Raw genomic sequence first — 12,883 nt, 5'->3', positions numbered from 1 at the left:
GGCTCCTGAAAGCTCAAACCTGCGCGTTCAGTGCCGGCCGCGCCCCGCCCGTCGCCCAATCGAGAAGCTCAATCGTGTGTACGACCGGAACTGACGTGCCACTGGCAATCTGCACCATGCAGCCGATATTGCCCGCGGCAATCATGTCCGGCTTGACGCTCGCGATGTTGGCGACCTTGCGATCACGCAACCGACCCGCAAGCTCGGGCTGGAGAATGTTGTAGGTCCCCGCCGAACCGCAACACAAATGGCTCTCGGGCACATCTTTCACCACGAATCCATTCTTGGAAAGCAATTCTTTCGGAAGGCCTGTGATTTTCTGTCCATGCTGCAACGAACACGCGGAGTGATAGGCGACGACGATGTCGTCCGCTCGCGCCGCGGTCGCAAGCTCGAGGCCGGCGACGTATTCGGTGATGTCCTTGGCAAGCGCCGAGACCCTCGCAGCATCGGCCGCGAACGCTGTGTCCTCGCGCAGGAGATAGCCGTAATCCTTGATTACCGTGCCGCAGCCGGAGGTCGTCACCAGGATGGCATCGAGCCCCTCGCCGACCATTTCCTTCCGCCACGCCGCGACGTTGGCGCGAGCCCGCGCCAGCGCATCCTGGTCGTTGCCGAGGTGATGGGTCAGCGCGCCACAGCATTGCTCGTCCTTGACAAGGACGACCTCGATGCCGTGGCGGGTCAGGAGACTTATGGCGGCCTGGTTGATGCGCGGCGCCAGCACCTGCTGGGCGCAGCCCTGGAGCAGTGCCACACGGCCGCGCTTCTTGCCCAGCGCCGCGAACACGCTGCCGGCGGCGGGCCCTGCGGGCGGCAGCCGGTCCGGCGCCAGCGCCAGCATCGCCTTGATGCGCTGGATCAAGCCCGGCGTCGCCGCAGGCCGGGGTGTCGGCAGCAAGACGCCGAGCGGACGGGCGAGCCGCGCCAGCCACATACTGACGCGAAAGCGCTGCGGGTCCGGCAGGACGAAGGCCAGCACCTGGCGCAGCAGCCGCTCGGTCAGCGGCCGCCGATAGCGCTGCTCGATTTGCACCCGGGCCTGATCGACCAGGTGCATGTAGTTCACGCCCGAGGGGCAGGTCGTCATGCAGGCAAGGCACGACAGGCAACGGTCGATATGCTTGACCACGTCGGCGGTCGGCGCCTGGTCCTTCTCCAGCATCTCCTTGATCAGATAGATGCGGCCGCGCGGGCTATCGAGCTCGTCGCCGAGCAGCACATAGGTCGGGCAGGTTGCGGTGCAGAAGCCGCAATGGACGCAGGCGCGCAGGATCTTGTCGGCTTCCGCGATATCGGGGTCGGCGAGCTGCGCGAGTGAGAATTCGGTCTTCATCAGCCAGCGCTCCGCGTGAGCCGCCCCCGGTTGAGAATGATCTTCGGATCGAAGCTGGCGCGCACCCGGTCGCTCAGCGCGGCAACCCCCGGCGCCTGCGGATGGAACACGTCGACCTCGCGCCTGACATCATCAGTCGCCCGGATCAGCGTGGCATGCCCGCCGGCCGCGTTCGCGCGCGCACGCACGGCCGGGGCATGCGCGTCCGGCTTCGGCGGAAGCGCCGCCCAGATCAGCCCGCCGCCCCAATCGTAGATCACATCGCCGCCCGTCTCGCGCGCCAGCTGCGAGCCCAGCGCGGCGCCCGAGGCCGGCGGGCAGACGATCCGCCAGACCGGCCAGGCGCCGAGCGCGCCGCTCGCCGCGAACGGCAGCACGTCGCGGATCGCGCTCCACAACGCCGCGGATGCCACGTCCTCGATCAGCGTCGCGGTTCCAAACGGCGCCAGCAATTGGCGCAGCGAGCCGGCGCGGTGCGCAGCGGACGCGGTGATGCCCTCGAGCCGCAGCACGGTCAGCGCCTCGGCCTCGCCTTGGCCCGCAATGTCGCCCAGCCCCTCGGTCCCGGCCCGGAGTGCGGATTTCGGCAGATGCGCGGCGGCGGAGACGTCGAAGGGCGAGCCCAGCGCCGCAGTCATGGCCTTGTTGGCAGCGGCATCATCTAACCCGCGCAGCAACAGCGTCCGCTCGGCCTCGGGCTTGGGCATCACCTTGAGCGTGACCTCGGTCATCACCGACAGCGTGCCCCAGGACCCCGCCAGCAGCTTGCAGAGATCGTAGCCGGTGACGTTCTTCACCACCTTGCCTCCGGTCTTGAAGCTGTCGCCGAAGCCCGAGACGGCATGCGCGCCGAGCAGGTGGTCGCGCGCCCCGCCCGCCCGGATCCGCCGCGGCCCGGCGAGCCCGGCCGCGATCATGCCGCCGATGGTGCCTGTTGCCGGCGTGCCGAGCAGCGGGGCGGTGTTTACAGGCTCGAAGGCGAATTGCTGATTCTTGGCGTCGATCAGCGCCAGCACGTCGGCCAGCGGCGCGCCGGCCTGGAGCGTGATGATGAGCTCGTTCGGCTCGTAGGCGGTGACGGCATTGAGCGCGGAGACGTCGAGCACGGCGTTGGTCGCCATGGCGTGGCCGATGCCGCGCTTGCCGCCATGGCCGATGATCTCGAGCGGCTGCTCGCTCGCGATCGCCGCGCGCACCACCTCTTCGACGTCTTTGGCGTCTCTGACCTTGAGCGTATCCACGGGAAAAGGCGGTAGCGAAAATCGCGCAGGAAATCAATTCGACCCGCGACGGAACGCTGGGCCGCGGCGACATTCGCACTACGATCTTCATCGAACCATTGCCGCCCAGAGCCGCGCTATCGAATGGAGCATTCTCAAGGAGCTCCATCATGACCGAACAGGCAATGAATCAAGAGGCCGGCCACCCGGCCATCGGCGGCGGACTTCTCGTCGTGGCGCAATGGGAAGCAAAGGCCGAAGAGGCCGACCGCATTGCCGAAATCCTGCGCGGCTTCCTCCCTCAGGCGCAGCGCGAGCCAGGCGTCAAGCTGTTCCTGATCTCGCGCGCCAAGGACAATCCGGCCCAGTTCCTGTTCTACCAGTTGTTCCGCGACGAAGACGCCTTTAGGGCGCACCAGGAGAGCGCGCATTTCAAGAGCTACATCGCGGAACAGGCGCTGCCGCTGCTGACCAGGCGCGAACGCGCGCAATACGCCCTGCTGTGAATGATCTGCTTCCTCCTTGCGAGCCAGGGCGATCGCCTATGACTCGCAGCGGCGGGCTGCGTGCAAGCTGGGGCTGGATCAAGCCCCGGCCTTGCACGTGATCCCGCCGTCGACAACGAGCTCGATGCCCGTCACGTATCTCGACTCGTCCGAGGCCAGGAACAGCGCTGCGTTGGCGACGTCGAATGCATCGCCCATATGGCCCATCGGCACCTGGGCGTCGCGCGCGCGCCACATCGCCTCGACATCGCCCTTGGCGTAGCTGGCGGCGAGGCCGGCGGAGTGCTCGACCATCGGCGTCTTCATCAGGCCGGGCAGGATCGCGTTGACCCGGACGTGATGGCGCGAGAACTCGATCGCTGTGGTGCGCGTCATCTGGTTCATCGCCGCTTTCGAGGCGCCGTAGGTAACGTAGGAGATGCCCATGTGGCGGATCGAGGCGATCGAGGAGATGTTGATGATCGAGCCGCCGCCCTGCTTCACCATAACAGGGATCACGTGCTTCATGGCGAGATAGGCGCTCTTGAGGTTGACGCTGAAGACGCGGTCCCAGCTTTCTTCGCTCACCTCGACGACACTGCCCATCTCGGCGATGCCGACATTGTTGTCGAGCACGTCGATGCGGCCATAGGCCTTGAGGCACGCCGCGACCATCGCCTCGATCTCGCCGGCGCGCGACACGTCGGCCGTGAACGCCGTCGCCTTGCCGCCCTCGCCGCTGATGATCTTCGCGGTCTCCTCGGCCGCGGCACCGTTGCGATCGACGCAGAACACCTGCGCGCCCTCGCGCGCAAAGGTCACCGCGGTCGCCTTGCCGTTACCCCAGCCTGGACCGATCGAGCCGGCCCCCACCACCATCGCAACCTTGCCCTTGAGCCGATCCATCGCGTGTCTCCCGTGTTGTTGTTCTTGTAGCCCGGATGGAGCGCAGCGCAATCCGGGGCAGTGGTCCCGGATTACGCTTCCGCTCCATCCGGGCTACGGTTCTTTGCAGACGCTCAACGTGGTGACGTTAGCACCAATGGGATGCCCGACAATCTCCGACAATGTCCAGCACGTCCCGTCATGGCACAGCCGCCATTCTCCGGCCGCGCCGGAATTGCCGAGCACCAATTCCGGCATCGGCGCACGCTGCGGCCGCCATTGAAACCAGCCGTCGACCAGCCGCGCCTCGGCCGGCGGCTCCATGCCGGGGCCGGTGCCCTTGACGCGGGCTTGCACCAGCTCGAGGCCTGATGGCGTGAGGCGCCAGTCTTCCTGCCATTCGACCTTCGCGATCGAATGCGTCCAGACAAGCGTGAACGCGGACAGCGTCAGCGCTTTCACGCCGCCCGCTGTCGCAAGACAGAGGCTCACACCGCCTCGACCGGCGCCGGCGGACGCTGCCGCCATTGCCACAACACAAGCGCGGCGGCGAGCACGAAGCCCGCAGTATCGCTGAAGGGGAATTCGCCGAGCAGGCAGAACGCGGCGCCGAGCGCGACCAGGCGCTCGATCAGCGTCAGCCGCGTGAACAGGAAGCCGATCGCGGCCATGCCGAACAGGCCGATCGCCACCAGCGCCTTCAAGCTCGCCAGCGCCACCGCGCCGTAGAAGCCGAGCTTGGCCGCCATGGGATCGCCGGCCTGCAGCATCAAGGCCGGCGAATAGACGAAGATGAAGGGAATGACGTAGCCGGCGAGCGCGATGCGCATCGCCTCCCAGCCGATCTTGTCCGGGTTCTCCTTGGCGATTGGCGCGGCCGCAAGCGCGGCGAGCGCCACCGGCGGCGAGAGGTCGGCCATGATGCCGTAATAGAATGCGAACATGTGGCTCGCGATCAAGGGCACGCCGAGCTTGGCCAGCGCGGGAGCTGCGAGCGCGGCAGTGATGATGTAGGTCGGGATGGTCGGGATGCCGGTGCCGAGCAGGATCGACAGCAGCATGGTCATGACCAGCGCCAGGAACAGGCTCTTCTCGCCGAGTCCGATCACCCAGCCGCCGAAGATGGTGCCGACGCCGGTCTGCGACATCATGCCGATGATGACGCCGACGATCGCGCAGGCCATGCCGACGGTGATGGCGGATTTCGCGCTCTCGGCCAGCGCATCGCGGCAGGCCCGCAACGCCGCAAAGCCGCCGCGCACGAACGCCGTGATCACAATCAGGCCGACCACGACGGTCGCGACCGGCACGATCTGGAGGCCGTCGCGCGACAATGCCGCGACGACGAGCGCGAGCCCGACCCAGAAGATGGTGCGGATCACGTTCGAGGAGGCGCCCGTCGTGATGGCGGTGCCGAGGATCAGCGTCACCGTGAGCGCAAGGCCCATGCTGCCGGCATAGAGCGGCGTAAAACCCTCGAACAGCATGTAGACCAGAGCCGCGAGCGGCAGCACGAGGTACCAGCGCGTCACCAGCGCCTTCCAGGCGCTCGGGATCTCCGAGCGCTTCATGCCGACCAGGCCGTGCTTGCCGGCTTCCAAATGCACCATCCAGAACGCGGAGGCGAAATAGAGGATCGCGGGGATCGCGGCGGCCTTGACGATCTCCGAATATTGCACGCCGAGCGTCTCGGCCATGATGAAGGCGACCGCCCCCATCACCGGCGGCATGATCTGGCCGCCCATCGAGGCCGTCGCCTCGACGCCGGCCGCGAAGGCGCGGCGGTAGCCGAACCTGATCATCAAGGGAATCGTGAACTGGCCGACGGTGACGACGTTGGCGACGCCCGAGCCGGAGATGGTCCCCATCATGCCCGAGGCGAACACCGCGACCTTGGCAGGTCCACCGCGGGTGCGGCCGAACAGGCCGAGCGAGACGTCGGTGAACAGCTGGATCATGCCGGCGCGCTCCAGGAACGAGCCGAACAGGATGAACAGGAAGATGTAGGTCGCGGAGACGTAGACCGGCACGCCGTAAAAGCCTTCGGTGCCGAACGACAAATGCGTGACGATCTGGTCGAAATCATAGCCGCGATGGTTGAGCGGCGACGGCAGGTACTGACCGAAGAACCAATAGACGAGACACGCACCGCACATCAGCGGCAGCGCCGCGCCCATCAGCCGCCGCGTGCCCTCGAAGATCAGCACCGCGAGCAGGGTGCCGACGGCGAGATCGAGCCTGGTCGGATCGCCATCGCGCGCGATCAGGTCGGCATAGAAGATCCATTGGTAGAGACCGCAGTAGAAGCCGGCGGCGCCGATCGCCCAGCCCAGCGCACGGCCGAAATTGCTCTTCGCGGTGAAGTTGGCGATCAGGCCGAAGGTCAGCAGCAGCAGGAATCCGACATGGACGCCGCGCACCACCTGGCTCGGCAGATAGTTGAAGGCGGCGACGTAGAGCTGGAAGATCGCGAACGCGATGCCGATCCAGTAGGCGAGCCGGCCCCACCAGCCCGGGCCGAAGCCTTCTGGGAAGCCATGCTCGAAATTGTCGAACTCGACCTTGACCTTGTCGGGCGCGATCTCAGTCCCCTCTGCCTTTTCCAGCATCTCAGCCCATCCCCAATCGTCGAGCGCTTGTAGCATTGGCACGGTATGTCCCGAGCCGTCATGCCCGGGCTTGTCCCGGGCATCCACGAAACTTCCATGCACAGCCGCAGAACGTGGATGGCCGGGACAAGCCCGGCCATGACGTCCGACGACAGGAGCTGATTACTTGATCAGCCCCTTTTCCTTGTAATAGCGGATCGCGCCGGGGTGCAGCGGGACCGGGCTGCCGGTGGCGGCGGTCTCGAGCTTGATCTCCTTGCCGGCCGCGTGCGCAGTGACGAGTTCGGGCAGCGATTCATAGACCAGCTTGGTCATCTGGTAGGCGAGATCGTCCGAGACGGCGGAGCTCGTGACCAGATAATTGATCACGGCCGCAGTCGGCACGTCCTTGTCCTGGCCGGTATAGGTGTTGGCCGGAATGGTCGCAGAGACGAACGGCGGGCCGATCTTGTCGACGGTCTCCTTCGGCACCGACACCACCGTGATCGGGCTCGAGGTCGAAAGGTCCTTCAGCGAGGCGACGCCGAGCCCGGCCGATTGCAGCGTGGCGTTGAGCTGCCGGTTCTTCATGAGATCGACGGATTCGGCAAAGGGCAGATATTCGACCTTGCCGAGCTCCTTGTAGCTCATGCCAGCAGCGGCCAGGATCGCGCGGGAGTTCAGCTCCGTGCCCGATTTCGGCGCACCGACCGACAGGCTCTTGCCCTTGAGGTCGGCGAGCGTCTTGATGCCGCTGTCCGCGGTCGCGACGATCTGGATGTAGTTCGGGTAGATCGCGCCGATGGTGCGCAGCTTGTCGAGCTTGGTCTTGAAGCCCGCCTCCTCCTCGCCCTCCCAGGCGGCTTTCAGCGAGTCGCCCAGCGTGAACGCCAGCTCGCCGCGGCCCTGCTGCAGCAGGATCAGGTTCTCGACCGACGCCTTGGTGGCCTGCACCTGCGTCTTCACGTTCGGAATCTTTTCGCCGTAGATCTTTCCGATCGCGACCCCGAGCGGATAGTAAACGCCGGAGGTGCCGCCGGTCAGCACGTTGATGAAGGATTGCGCCTGGGCGCAAGGTGCCGACGCCGCCAGAGCCAGAGCCGCGGCCGCGCCGAAAATCGTCCGTTTCATGGTTGTTGTTCTCCCCAAACCGGCGGCGAAATTGGCCGGATGAGGGATGCGGGTCAACCCATCCAAAAGGCAAAACAGGACTGCGGCAAAGGGCCGTTCCCGCTGGGTTTTTGGGAACCGGACGGTGCGGCGAGGTGGCGCAGCGGGACTGGAGTCGCGTTAGGTTCGAGTCGGAGCGGCTTGCTCGGTCACCTCTCCCGCTTGCGGGAGAGGTCGCGCCGAAGGCGCGGGTGAGGGTTTTCTCCTCTAGGAGATTGTCCCGATGCGGAGACACCTCTCCCCAGCCCTCCCCCGTAGGCGGGGCAGGGAGCGCACCGTCTACGCAGTGGCTATCGAGCGATCGCTCACTGGAACGTCATGTCCAGGCATTTGGAGATGTCGGAGCCGAGGCCGGAGGAGATGGTGATGCAGCCGCGCACCTTCTGCGCGCCGACGTCGGCGGCCCAGACCGAATAGCCGCCGGGGCCGAAGAACGAATTGGTGTTCGGCGGCTCGGTCTCGGTGGCGTCGAAATCGTACTTGCCGTCGGTCTCGAAAATGCGCGGTTTCTTGGTGCAGCCGCCGTCGGTCTGGACGTTGATGACTTCCTTGTTGTCGCGGGTCAGCGCCAGGGAGACCTGGCAGCGGAAATATTCCGAGGTCCTGGTGTTGAAGAGATAGGTGTAGGACTTGCAGGTCGCCGTGTTCAGCTTGCCCGGGGCAAGGCCGCGGCTGCACGAAATCCGCTGGTTGTGGCTGAGCCGGTAGTCATCGGCTTGGGCGGCCGGCCCCAGCGCCGTGAGCAACAGCGCGGCAGCCGAGCAGGCTTTGACGACAAGGTTCATTCGAATCATCCCCACCAATATTTTTGTCGAGTTGCGTTCTAAACGGAAAGCGGAACATAGTCGCGAGGGGACGGAGGGAAAATCACAAACTGCTGGGCAAGACGTGATGCGCTGCGGCGCTATCGCAAGTTGACCGGGACGCATCGTTCGTGATTTGTTCAATCATGGAATGTCCCGATCTTGGGAGGATGGGATGACGGCATTTTCAATCAAGACATTTGCACTCGCAGCCGCGCTCGGCGCATTGGTAGCGCCCGCATTGGCGCAAACCGCAGCGACGCCCTGGGAGCTGAAGACCGACACCGGCTACGCCTACGACAGGGAGGGCAAGACCTATTCCTACAAGATGGGCACCAGCAACGCCGGCGAGCTCTTGAAGGGCGCCAAGAAGGTACCCAAGGGCACACTGTTCTTCATCGGCCAGAACGGCCAGCTCTACATGCGCACCGGCCCGTATCTGGAGGGTGACGGCAAGTTCAAGTTCGGGCCGGATCAGTAGAAGCTGCGATCACGGTGCGCTCCCTCGCCCCGTTCTTACAGGGCCGCGACGAGCTTCGCTCGCGCTGAGAGGGTTGGGGTGAGGGGCCTCTCTCCACGCATGAGATCGTCGAGGGACCTGTACCCCCTCACCCGGATTGCATCTGACGATGCAATCCGACCTCTCCCCGCAAGCGGGGAGAGGTGAAGAAAGCGCCAGCGTCCTAGAACGCCCCTGCCAATTCCCTTGCGCCGGGTTTGCCGCTGTTCACGTCCATGCGCTCGTCGGTCACGGCCAGCAGCTTCGCCACCGTGTTGTGGCGGATCGCGACTGGGTTGCGCTCATAGCCGCCGCGCTGGAAGAAATTCGAGGTCGGCACCCGCTCGCGCATCGCTTGCGGCATCGTCACCATGTCGAGGCCGGTGCCGTCGCCGGTGAGGTTCATCATCTCGAGCTCGGCCGCCGACAGCGGGCGCGAGTGTCCCTTGGCGCGGGCGAAATGCACCGAAGTCAGCAGCTTGTGGGTCTGCAGCATCGGTCCGATGTCAACGTCGAGCACCATCGCATGCATGGCCCAGCCCTGCGGGGTGGCGCCCATCTTCTCGTGCTCCGACCAGGTATCGGGCACCGACTTCGCGTGCGCCACCATCTTCTTCAGGACAGTGAGCTTGTGCTCGAGCGCATGCCGCGCCGGTCCAGATGTGCGCGTCACCTTCTCGGACAGCGCGCGGATCAGTTCATGGCCCTGCTCGGCGAGCAGCTCGACGCTGTTGGTGGTGAGCAGCTGGTTGTAGCCCATCGCGGTCGAGATCGCGCGCTTGCCGCCATGCTCGATGCCCGCCTGCACGTCGTAACTGCCGGTGCCGCCGGTCTCGAACGAATAGACCCGCACCGCCTGCTCGCGCGTCAGGCCATGGGCCAGAGCGTAGCGCGCATAGGCGCGCTTGAACTCGAGCTCGCTGGACGGGCGTTGCGGCGTGAACTGGTAGAGTTCCTGCGCCGCACGCAGGAAATCGGCGACCACGGGGATCGGTCTTCTCGCGGGGCGATCCGGCGTTTCCTCCGGCTCCGGATTCACCGGCTTCTTCGGCCCGGTATAGAGCGGCGGATGCTCCAGCACGTAGTCATCGAGCGTGATCTGCTGCCCATTGCGCCGCTTGGCGTTGCGGGCCTTCCGCTTCTCCGAGATCTGGCTCCAATAGGCGCCGGCCTCGGCATCCAAGGCGGCGCGCGCGGCCTGATATTCCGCGAGCTTGCGGCGATATTCGAGCACGGCCGGCGAAGCCCCCGCGCCTTGCGCGAAAAACTGCGACAGCAGCTGGGCGTTGGCATTGCGAACGGCGGGCGACAGCGCGTCGGCCTCGGCGCCGCGCGCCGCAGGCGAGATCAGGACGAGCGCGAGCGGAACCAGCGCCAATTTATTTCGAATCGAATGATGCATGCTGCCTTCTTAGCAGGCATCCGGTAACCGTCGCGTTAACGCGCCGTTTACCATCGTCACGTCCAGGCGAATACCGGCTGTTCCAGGTCGGTGACGCGGGTGTGCCGCCCCGCCAGCACCTCGCGGAACTGGTAGATCAGCGCCGCGGTCGGGGCATGGATCAGGCTCATCTGGTGATGGAAGCGGATCACGCGGCGGCTGCTCTCGGGGATCTCAGTGAAATCGAAGGCATCGTCGCGCTCGATCGTGGCCAGCGCGATGCGATGAACGGAGGCGACCTCATCCGGGTTCGGGCGGATCGCAGCACTGTCGGCCGCCCAGACCACGACCGGCGTGATCAGATAGCCCGAGCGCGTCGGATAATCGTCGAGCAGGCCGAGCACCGCATCGGCTGACAGCGCGAGTGCGAGCTCTTCGTCGAGCTCGCGCAGCGCCGCCTCGACCGGCGTCTCGCCGGCATCGCAGCGTCCGCCGGGCAGCGCCCATTGGCCGCGATGGGCGCGCAGGTGCGGGGCGCGCCTGGTGAGCAGGAAGGCGGTGTCGCCACCGTCGTCGGATTCGGTCAGCGCCAGCACGACCGCGGCGCGCTTCAGCGCCGACGGCTCGGCTGTGACGGGCAGCCGCGCGAAGGCCGCGCAGGCCTCTGCGATATTCCGTCTGGTGGCATCGTCGAACGTTCTCATGATGCTTGACTACACCAGGACTGCATCTGATGAAACGAGGAGACATCGCGTTGCAAGGACGAACGACGACATGACCAGCAAGGCCGCCGCAAGGTTGAAATCAGAGGGCTGGAGCATCCTGGAGACCACGGGCTTCCTGCATCTGATCGGCCCGTTGTGGGAGCGCAAGGTCGACGGCCATTACGAGTTCGCGCTCGCGACCGAGGACAAGCACCACAACCGCCGCGGCATGGTCCAGGGCGGCGTGATGATGACGTTCGCCGATCGCACCTGCGGCATGACGGCCCGTTACGTCTCCGGCAAGGAGTACTTGGCGACGGTGCAGCTCGACACCCATTTCGTCGAGGCCGGCCAGATCGGCGACACCCTGATCTCCCGCCCGCGCGTGGTGCGCTCGACCCGCAGCCTGATCTTCATGAGCACCGAGGTGACCGTGGACGACCGCTGCATCGTGATGGCGAACGGCGTGTTCAAGATCTTGAAGGGGCCGGGGTAGCGGGCGATCAGGCCGGCGCTGCTGCGCGCCACACCCGCAGCCGTCATTCCCCGCGAAGGCGGGGAATCCAGTACGTCGCGGCCCCTCGATCGATCACGACTGTCTCGGCGTACTGGATCGCCCGCCTTCGCGGGCGATGACACTGAATGTGAGGCGCAAACGTGCCCCACCGTCATTGCGAGCGCAGCGAAGCAATCCAGCATCCCTCCGCGGACACATCTCTGGATTGCTTCGCTGCGCTCGCAATGACGGACTTTGCTGGCTATGCTGCCGTCCACCAACATCGAGGACTCGCCCATGCAATACCGCCAGCTCGGCCGCAGCGGCCTCAAGGTCTCGCCGATTTGCCTGGGCACCATGATGTTCGGCGGGCCGACCGATGAGGCCACGTCGAAGCGGATCATCGACAAGGCACGCGATTCCGGGATCAATTTCATCGACACAGCGGACGCTTATTCCAAAGGCGCCTCCGAGGAGGTCGTCGGCCGCGCCATCGCGCGCAATCGTGGTGCCTGGGTGCTTGCCACAAAGCTCGCAAACCCCATGGGGGACGATCCCAATCGCGGCGGGCTGTCGCGGCGCTGGGTGTTGCAGGCGGCGGACGAGAGCTTGATGCGGCTCGGCACCGATCACATCGACATCTACTATCTGCACAAGGAAGACCATGCCACGCCGTTGGAGGAGACGGTGCGCGCCATGAGCGACCTGATCCACGCCGGCAAGGTGCGCTATTTCGGCGTCTCCAACTACCGCGCCTGGCGCGTCGCCGAGATCTGCAACATCTGCGACCGGCTCGGCATCGACCGGCCCGCGGTGAGCCAGCCTTATTACAACGCCATGAACCGCATGCCGGAGGTCGAGCACTTTCCGGCCTGCGCCTATTACGGTCTCGGCATCGTGCCCTACAGCCCGCTTGCTCGCGGCGTGCTCACCGGCAAGTACAGGGTGGATGCAGCGCCCGACAAGGAGACGCGCGCGGGGCGCAACGACACCCGCATGATGCAGACCGAATGGCGGCCGGAATCGCTCCAGCTTGCGCAGGAGATCAAGGCTCACGCCGAGACGAAAGGCATCACCGCCGGCCAGTTCGCGGTCGGCTGGGTGCTCAACTCCGCCTTCGTCTCGTCGGTGATCGCCGGTCCCCGCACCGAGGAGCAATGGGACGGCTACATCAGCGCGCTCGATTATCGTTTCACCGCGGAGGACGAGGCGCTGATCGACCGCCTGGTGACGCCAGGCCATCCCTCGACGCCAGGCTACAATGATCCGGCCTATCCGATCGAAGGCCGCCGCGCGCGGACGGCGTGAGGGGGGCC

The 12,883-nt window shown here is 65.7% G+C and carries 13 protein-coding genes; 4 read left to right on the top strand and 9 right to left on the bottom strand.

Annotation, left to right across the window (positions count from 1 at the left end; all coding sequences use genetic code 11):
* Nucleotides 1-13 precede the first annotated feature (13 nt).
* Both glcF and I6F31_RS23405 read right to left on the bottom strand, forming a co-directional pair.
* Nucleotides 14-1,336 carry a glycolate oxidase subunit GlcF gene (glcF, locus tag I6F31_RS23410; RefSeq protein WP_225186171.1) on the bottom strand — a complete coding sequence of 441 codons (1,323 nt, stop codon included), beginning with the start codon at nt 1,334-1,336 and terminating at the stop codon, nt 14-16.
* On the bottom strand, nt 1,336-2,577 hold the full coding sequence (locus tag I6F31_RS23405) for an FAD-binding protein (RefSeq protein ID WP_225186170.1): 1,242 nt from the start codon (nt 2,575-2,577) through the stop codon (nt 1,336-1,338). The genes glcF and I6F31_RS23405 overlap by 1 nt, the downstream gene beginning before the upstream one ends.
* Nucleotides 2,578-2,726: 149 nt before the next feature.
* Between I6F31_RS23405 and I6F31_RS23400 the strand changes: the two genes are divergently transcribed.
* Nucleotides 2,727-3,062 carry an antibiotic biosynthesis monooxygenase family protein gene (locus tag I6F31_RS23400; protein ID WP_225186169.1) on the top strand — a complete coding sequence of 112 codons (336 nt, stop codon included), beginning with the start codon at nt 2,727-2,729 and terminating at the stop codon, nt 3,060-3,062.
* 78 nt (nt 3,063-3,140) lie between these two features.
* Here the strand turns inward: I6F31_RS23400 and I6F31_RS23395 are convergent, their stop codons facing one another.
* The 5 genes from I6F31_RS23395 to I6F31_RS23375 all read right to left on the bottom strand — a co-directional run bounded on the left by I6F31_RS23395 (nt 3,141) and on the right by I6F31_RS23375 (nt 8,469).
* Nucleotides 3,141-3,947 (bottom strand): glucose 1-dehydrogenase, encoded by an 807-nt coding sequence (locus I6F31_RS23395; protein WP_225186168.1) that lies wholly within the window; start codon nt 3,945-3,947, stop codon nt 3,141-3,143.
* 93 nt (nt 3,948-4,040) lie between these two features.
* Nucleotides 4,041-4,454, bottom strand: a complete 414-nt coding sequence (locus tag I6F31_RS23390) for a DUF1850 domain-containing protein (RefSeq protein WP_225151903.1) — start codon at nt 4,452-4,454, stop codon at nt 4,041-4,043.
* Nucleotides 4,415-6,535 carry a TRAP transporter permease gene (locus tag I6F31_RS23385; RefSeq protein ID WP_036039900.1) on the bottom strand — a complete coding sequence of 707 codons (2,121 nt, stop codon included), beginning with the start codon at nt 6,533-6,535 and terminating at the stop codon, nt 4,415-4,417. The genes I6F31_RS23390 and I6F31_RS23385 overlap by 40 nt, the downstream gene beginning before the upstream one ends.
* Nucleotides 6,536-6,697: 162 nt before the next feature.
* The gene (locus tag I6F31_RS23380; RefSeq protein ID WP_225172157.1) at nt 6,698-7,645 is read right to left on the bottom strand and encodes a TAXI family TRAP transporter solute-binding subunit; all 948 of its coding nucleotides are present in this window, start codon (nt 7,643-7,645) and stop codon (nt 6,698-6,700) included.
* Between the two features lie 344 nt (nt 7,646-7,989).
* The gene (locus I6F31_RS23375; RefSeq protein WP_225172156.1) at nt 7,990-8,469 is read right to left on the bottom strand and encodes a hypothetical protein; all 480 of its coding nucleotides are present in this window, start codon (nt 8,467-8,469) and stop codon (nt 7,990-7,992) included.
* 193 nt (nt 8,470-8,662) lie between these two features.
* Here I6F31_RS23375 and I6F31_RS23370 point away from each other — a divergent pair, with 193 nt between their 5' ends.
* Nucleotides 8,663-8,968, top strand: coding sequence for a hypothetical protein (locus tag I6F31_RS23370; protein WP_036014324.1), 306 nt, complete (start codon nt 8,663-8,665; stop codon nt 8,966-8,968).
* A 202-nt stretch (nt 8,969-9,170) separates the two neighbouring features.
* On the opposite strand, the gene I6F31_RS23365 is transcribed toward I6F31_RS23370, so the two are convergent.
* Nucleotides 9,171-10,388 carry a hypothetical protein gene (locus I6F31_RS23365; RefSeq protein ID WP_225186167.1) on the bottom strand — a complete coding sequence of 406 codons (1,218 nt, stop codon included), beginning with the start codon at nt 10,386-10,388 and terminating at the stop codon, nt 9,171-9,173.
* Nucleotides 10,389-10,444: 56 nt separating this feature from the next.
* Nucleotides 10,445-11,071, bottom strand: a complete 627-nt coding sequence (locus I6F31_RS23360) for a CoA pyrophosphatase (protein ID WP_225172155.1) — start codon at nt 11,069-11,071, stop codon at nt 10,445-10,447.
* 70 nt (nt 11,072-11,141) lie between these two features.
* Between I6F31_RS23360 and I6F31_RS23355 the strand changes: the two genes are divergently transcribed.
* Together I6F31_RS23355 and I6F31_RS23350 are read left to right on the top strand one after the other, a co-directional pair.
* Entirely contained in the window at nt 11,142-11,567 is a 426-nt protein-coding gene (locus I6F31_RS23355) for a PaaI family thioesterase (protein WP_036014328.1), read from the top strand.
* A 297-nt stretch (nt 11,568-11,864) separates the two neighbouring features.
* Entirely contained in the window at nt 11,865-12,875 is a 1,011-nt protein-coding gene (locus I6F31_RS23350; protein ID WP_036027041.1) for an aldo/keto reductase, read from the top strand.
* Nucleotides 12,876-12,883 lie beyond the last annotated feature (8 nt).

This window comes from Bradyrhizobium sp. NBAIM01 (genome assembly GCF_020194115.1).
GTDB lineage: Bacteria > Pseudomonadota > Alphaproteobacteria > Rhizobiales > Xanthobacteraceae > Bradyrhizobium > Bradyrhizobium yuanmingense.
The sequence above is the reverse complement of the archived record's forward strand: the minus strand, read 5'-3'. Positions and strand labels throughout refer to the sequence as shown.

What these genes read in the sequence shown, in the direction of transcription:
- I6F31_RS23400 (WP_225186169.1), top strand. Translation starts at nt 2,727, where the DNA reads ATGACCGAACAGGCAATGAATCAAGAGGCCGGCCACCCGGCCATCGGC.
- glcF (WP_225186171.1), bottom strand. Translation starts at nt 1,336, where the DNA reads ATGAAGACCGAATTCTCACTCGCGCAGCTCGCCGACCCCGATATCGCG.
- I6F31_RS23395 (WP_225186168.1), bottom strand. Translation starts at nt 3,947, where the DNA reads ATGGATCGGCTCAAGGGCAAGGTTGCGATGGTGGTGGGGGCCGGCTCG.
- I6F31_RS23365 (WP_225186167.1), bottom strand. Translation starts at nt 10,388, where the DNA reads ATGCATCATTCGATTCGAAATAAATTGGCGCTGGTTCCGCTCGCGCTC.
- I6F31_RS23385 (WP_036039900.1), bottom strand. Translation starts at nt 6,535, where the DNA reads ATGCTGGAAAAGGCAGAGGGGACTGAGATCGCGCCCGACAAGGTCAAG.
- I6F31_RS23375 (WP_225172156.1), bottom strand. Translation starts at nt 8,469, where the DNA reads ATGAACCTTGTCGTCAAAGCCTGCTCGGCTGCCGCGCTGTTGCTCACG.
- I6F31_RS23380 (WP_225172157.1), bottom strand. Translation starts at nt 7,645, where the DNA reads ATGAAACGGACGATTTTCGGCGCGGCCGCGGCTCTGGCTCTGGCGGCG.
- I6F31_RS23390 (WP_225151903.1), bottom strand. Translation starts at nt 4,454, where the DNA reads ATGGCGGCAGCGTCCGCCGGCGCCGGTCGAGGCGGTGTGAGCCTCTGT.
- I6F31_RS23360 (WP_225172155.1), bottom strand. Translation starts at nt 11,071, where the DNA reads ATGAGAACGTTCGACGATGCCACCAGACGGAATATCGCAGAGGCCTGC.
- I6F31_RS23350 (WP_036027041.1), top strand. Translation starts at nt 11,865, where the DNA reads ATGCAATACCGCCAGCTCGGCCGCAGCGGCCTCAAGGTCTCGCCGATT.
- I6F31_RS23355 (WP_036014328.1), top strand. Translation starts at nt 11,142, where the DNA reads ATGACCAGCAAGGCCGCCGCAAGGTTGAAATCAGAGGGCTGGAGCATC.
- I6F31_RS23370 (WP_036014324.1), top strand. Translation starts at nt 8,663, where the DNA reads ATGACGGCATTTTCAATCAAGACATTTGCACTCGCAGCCGCGCTCGGC.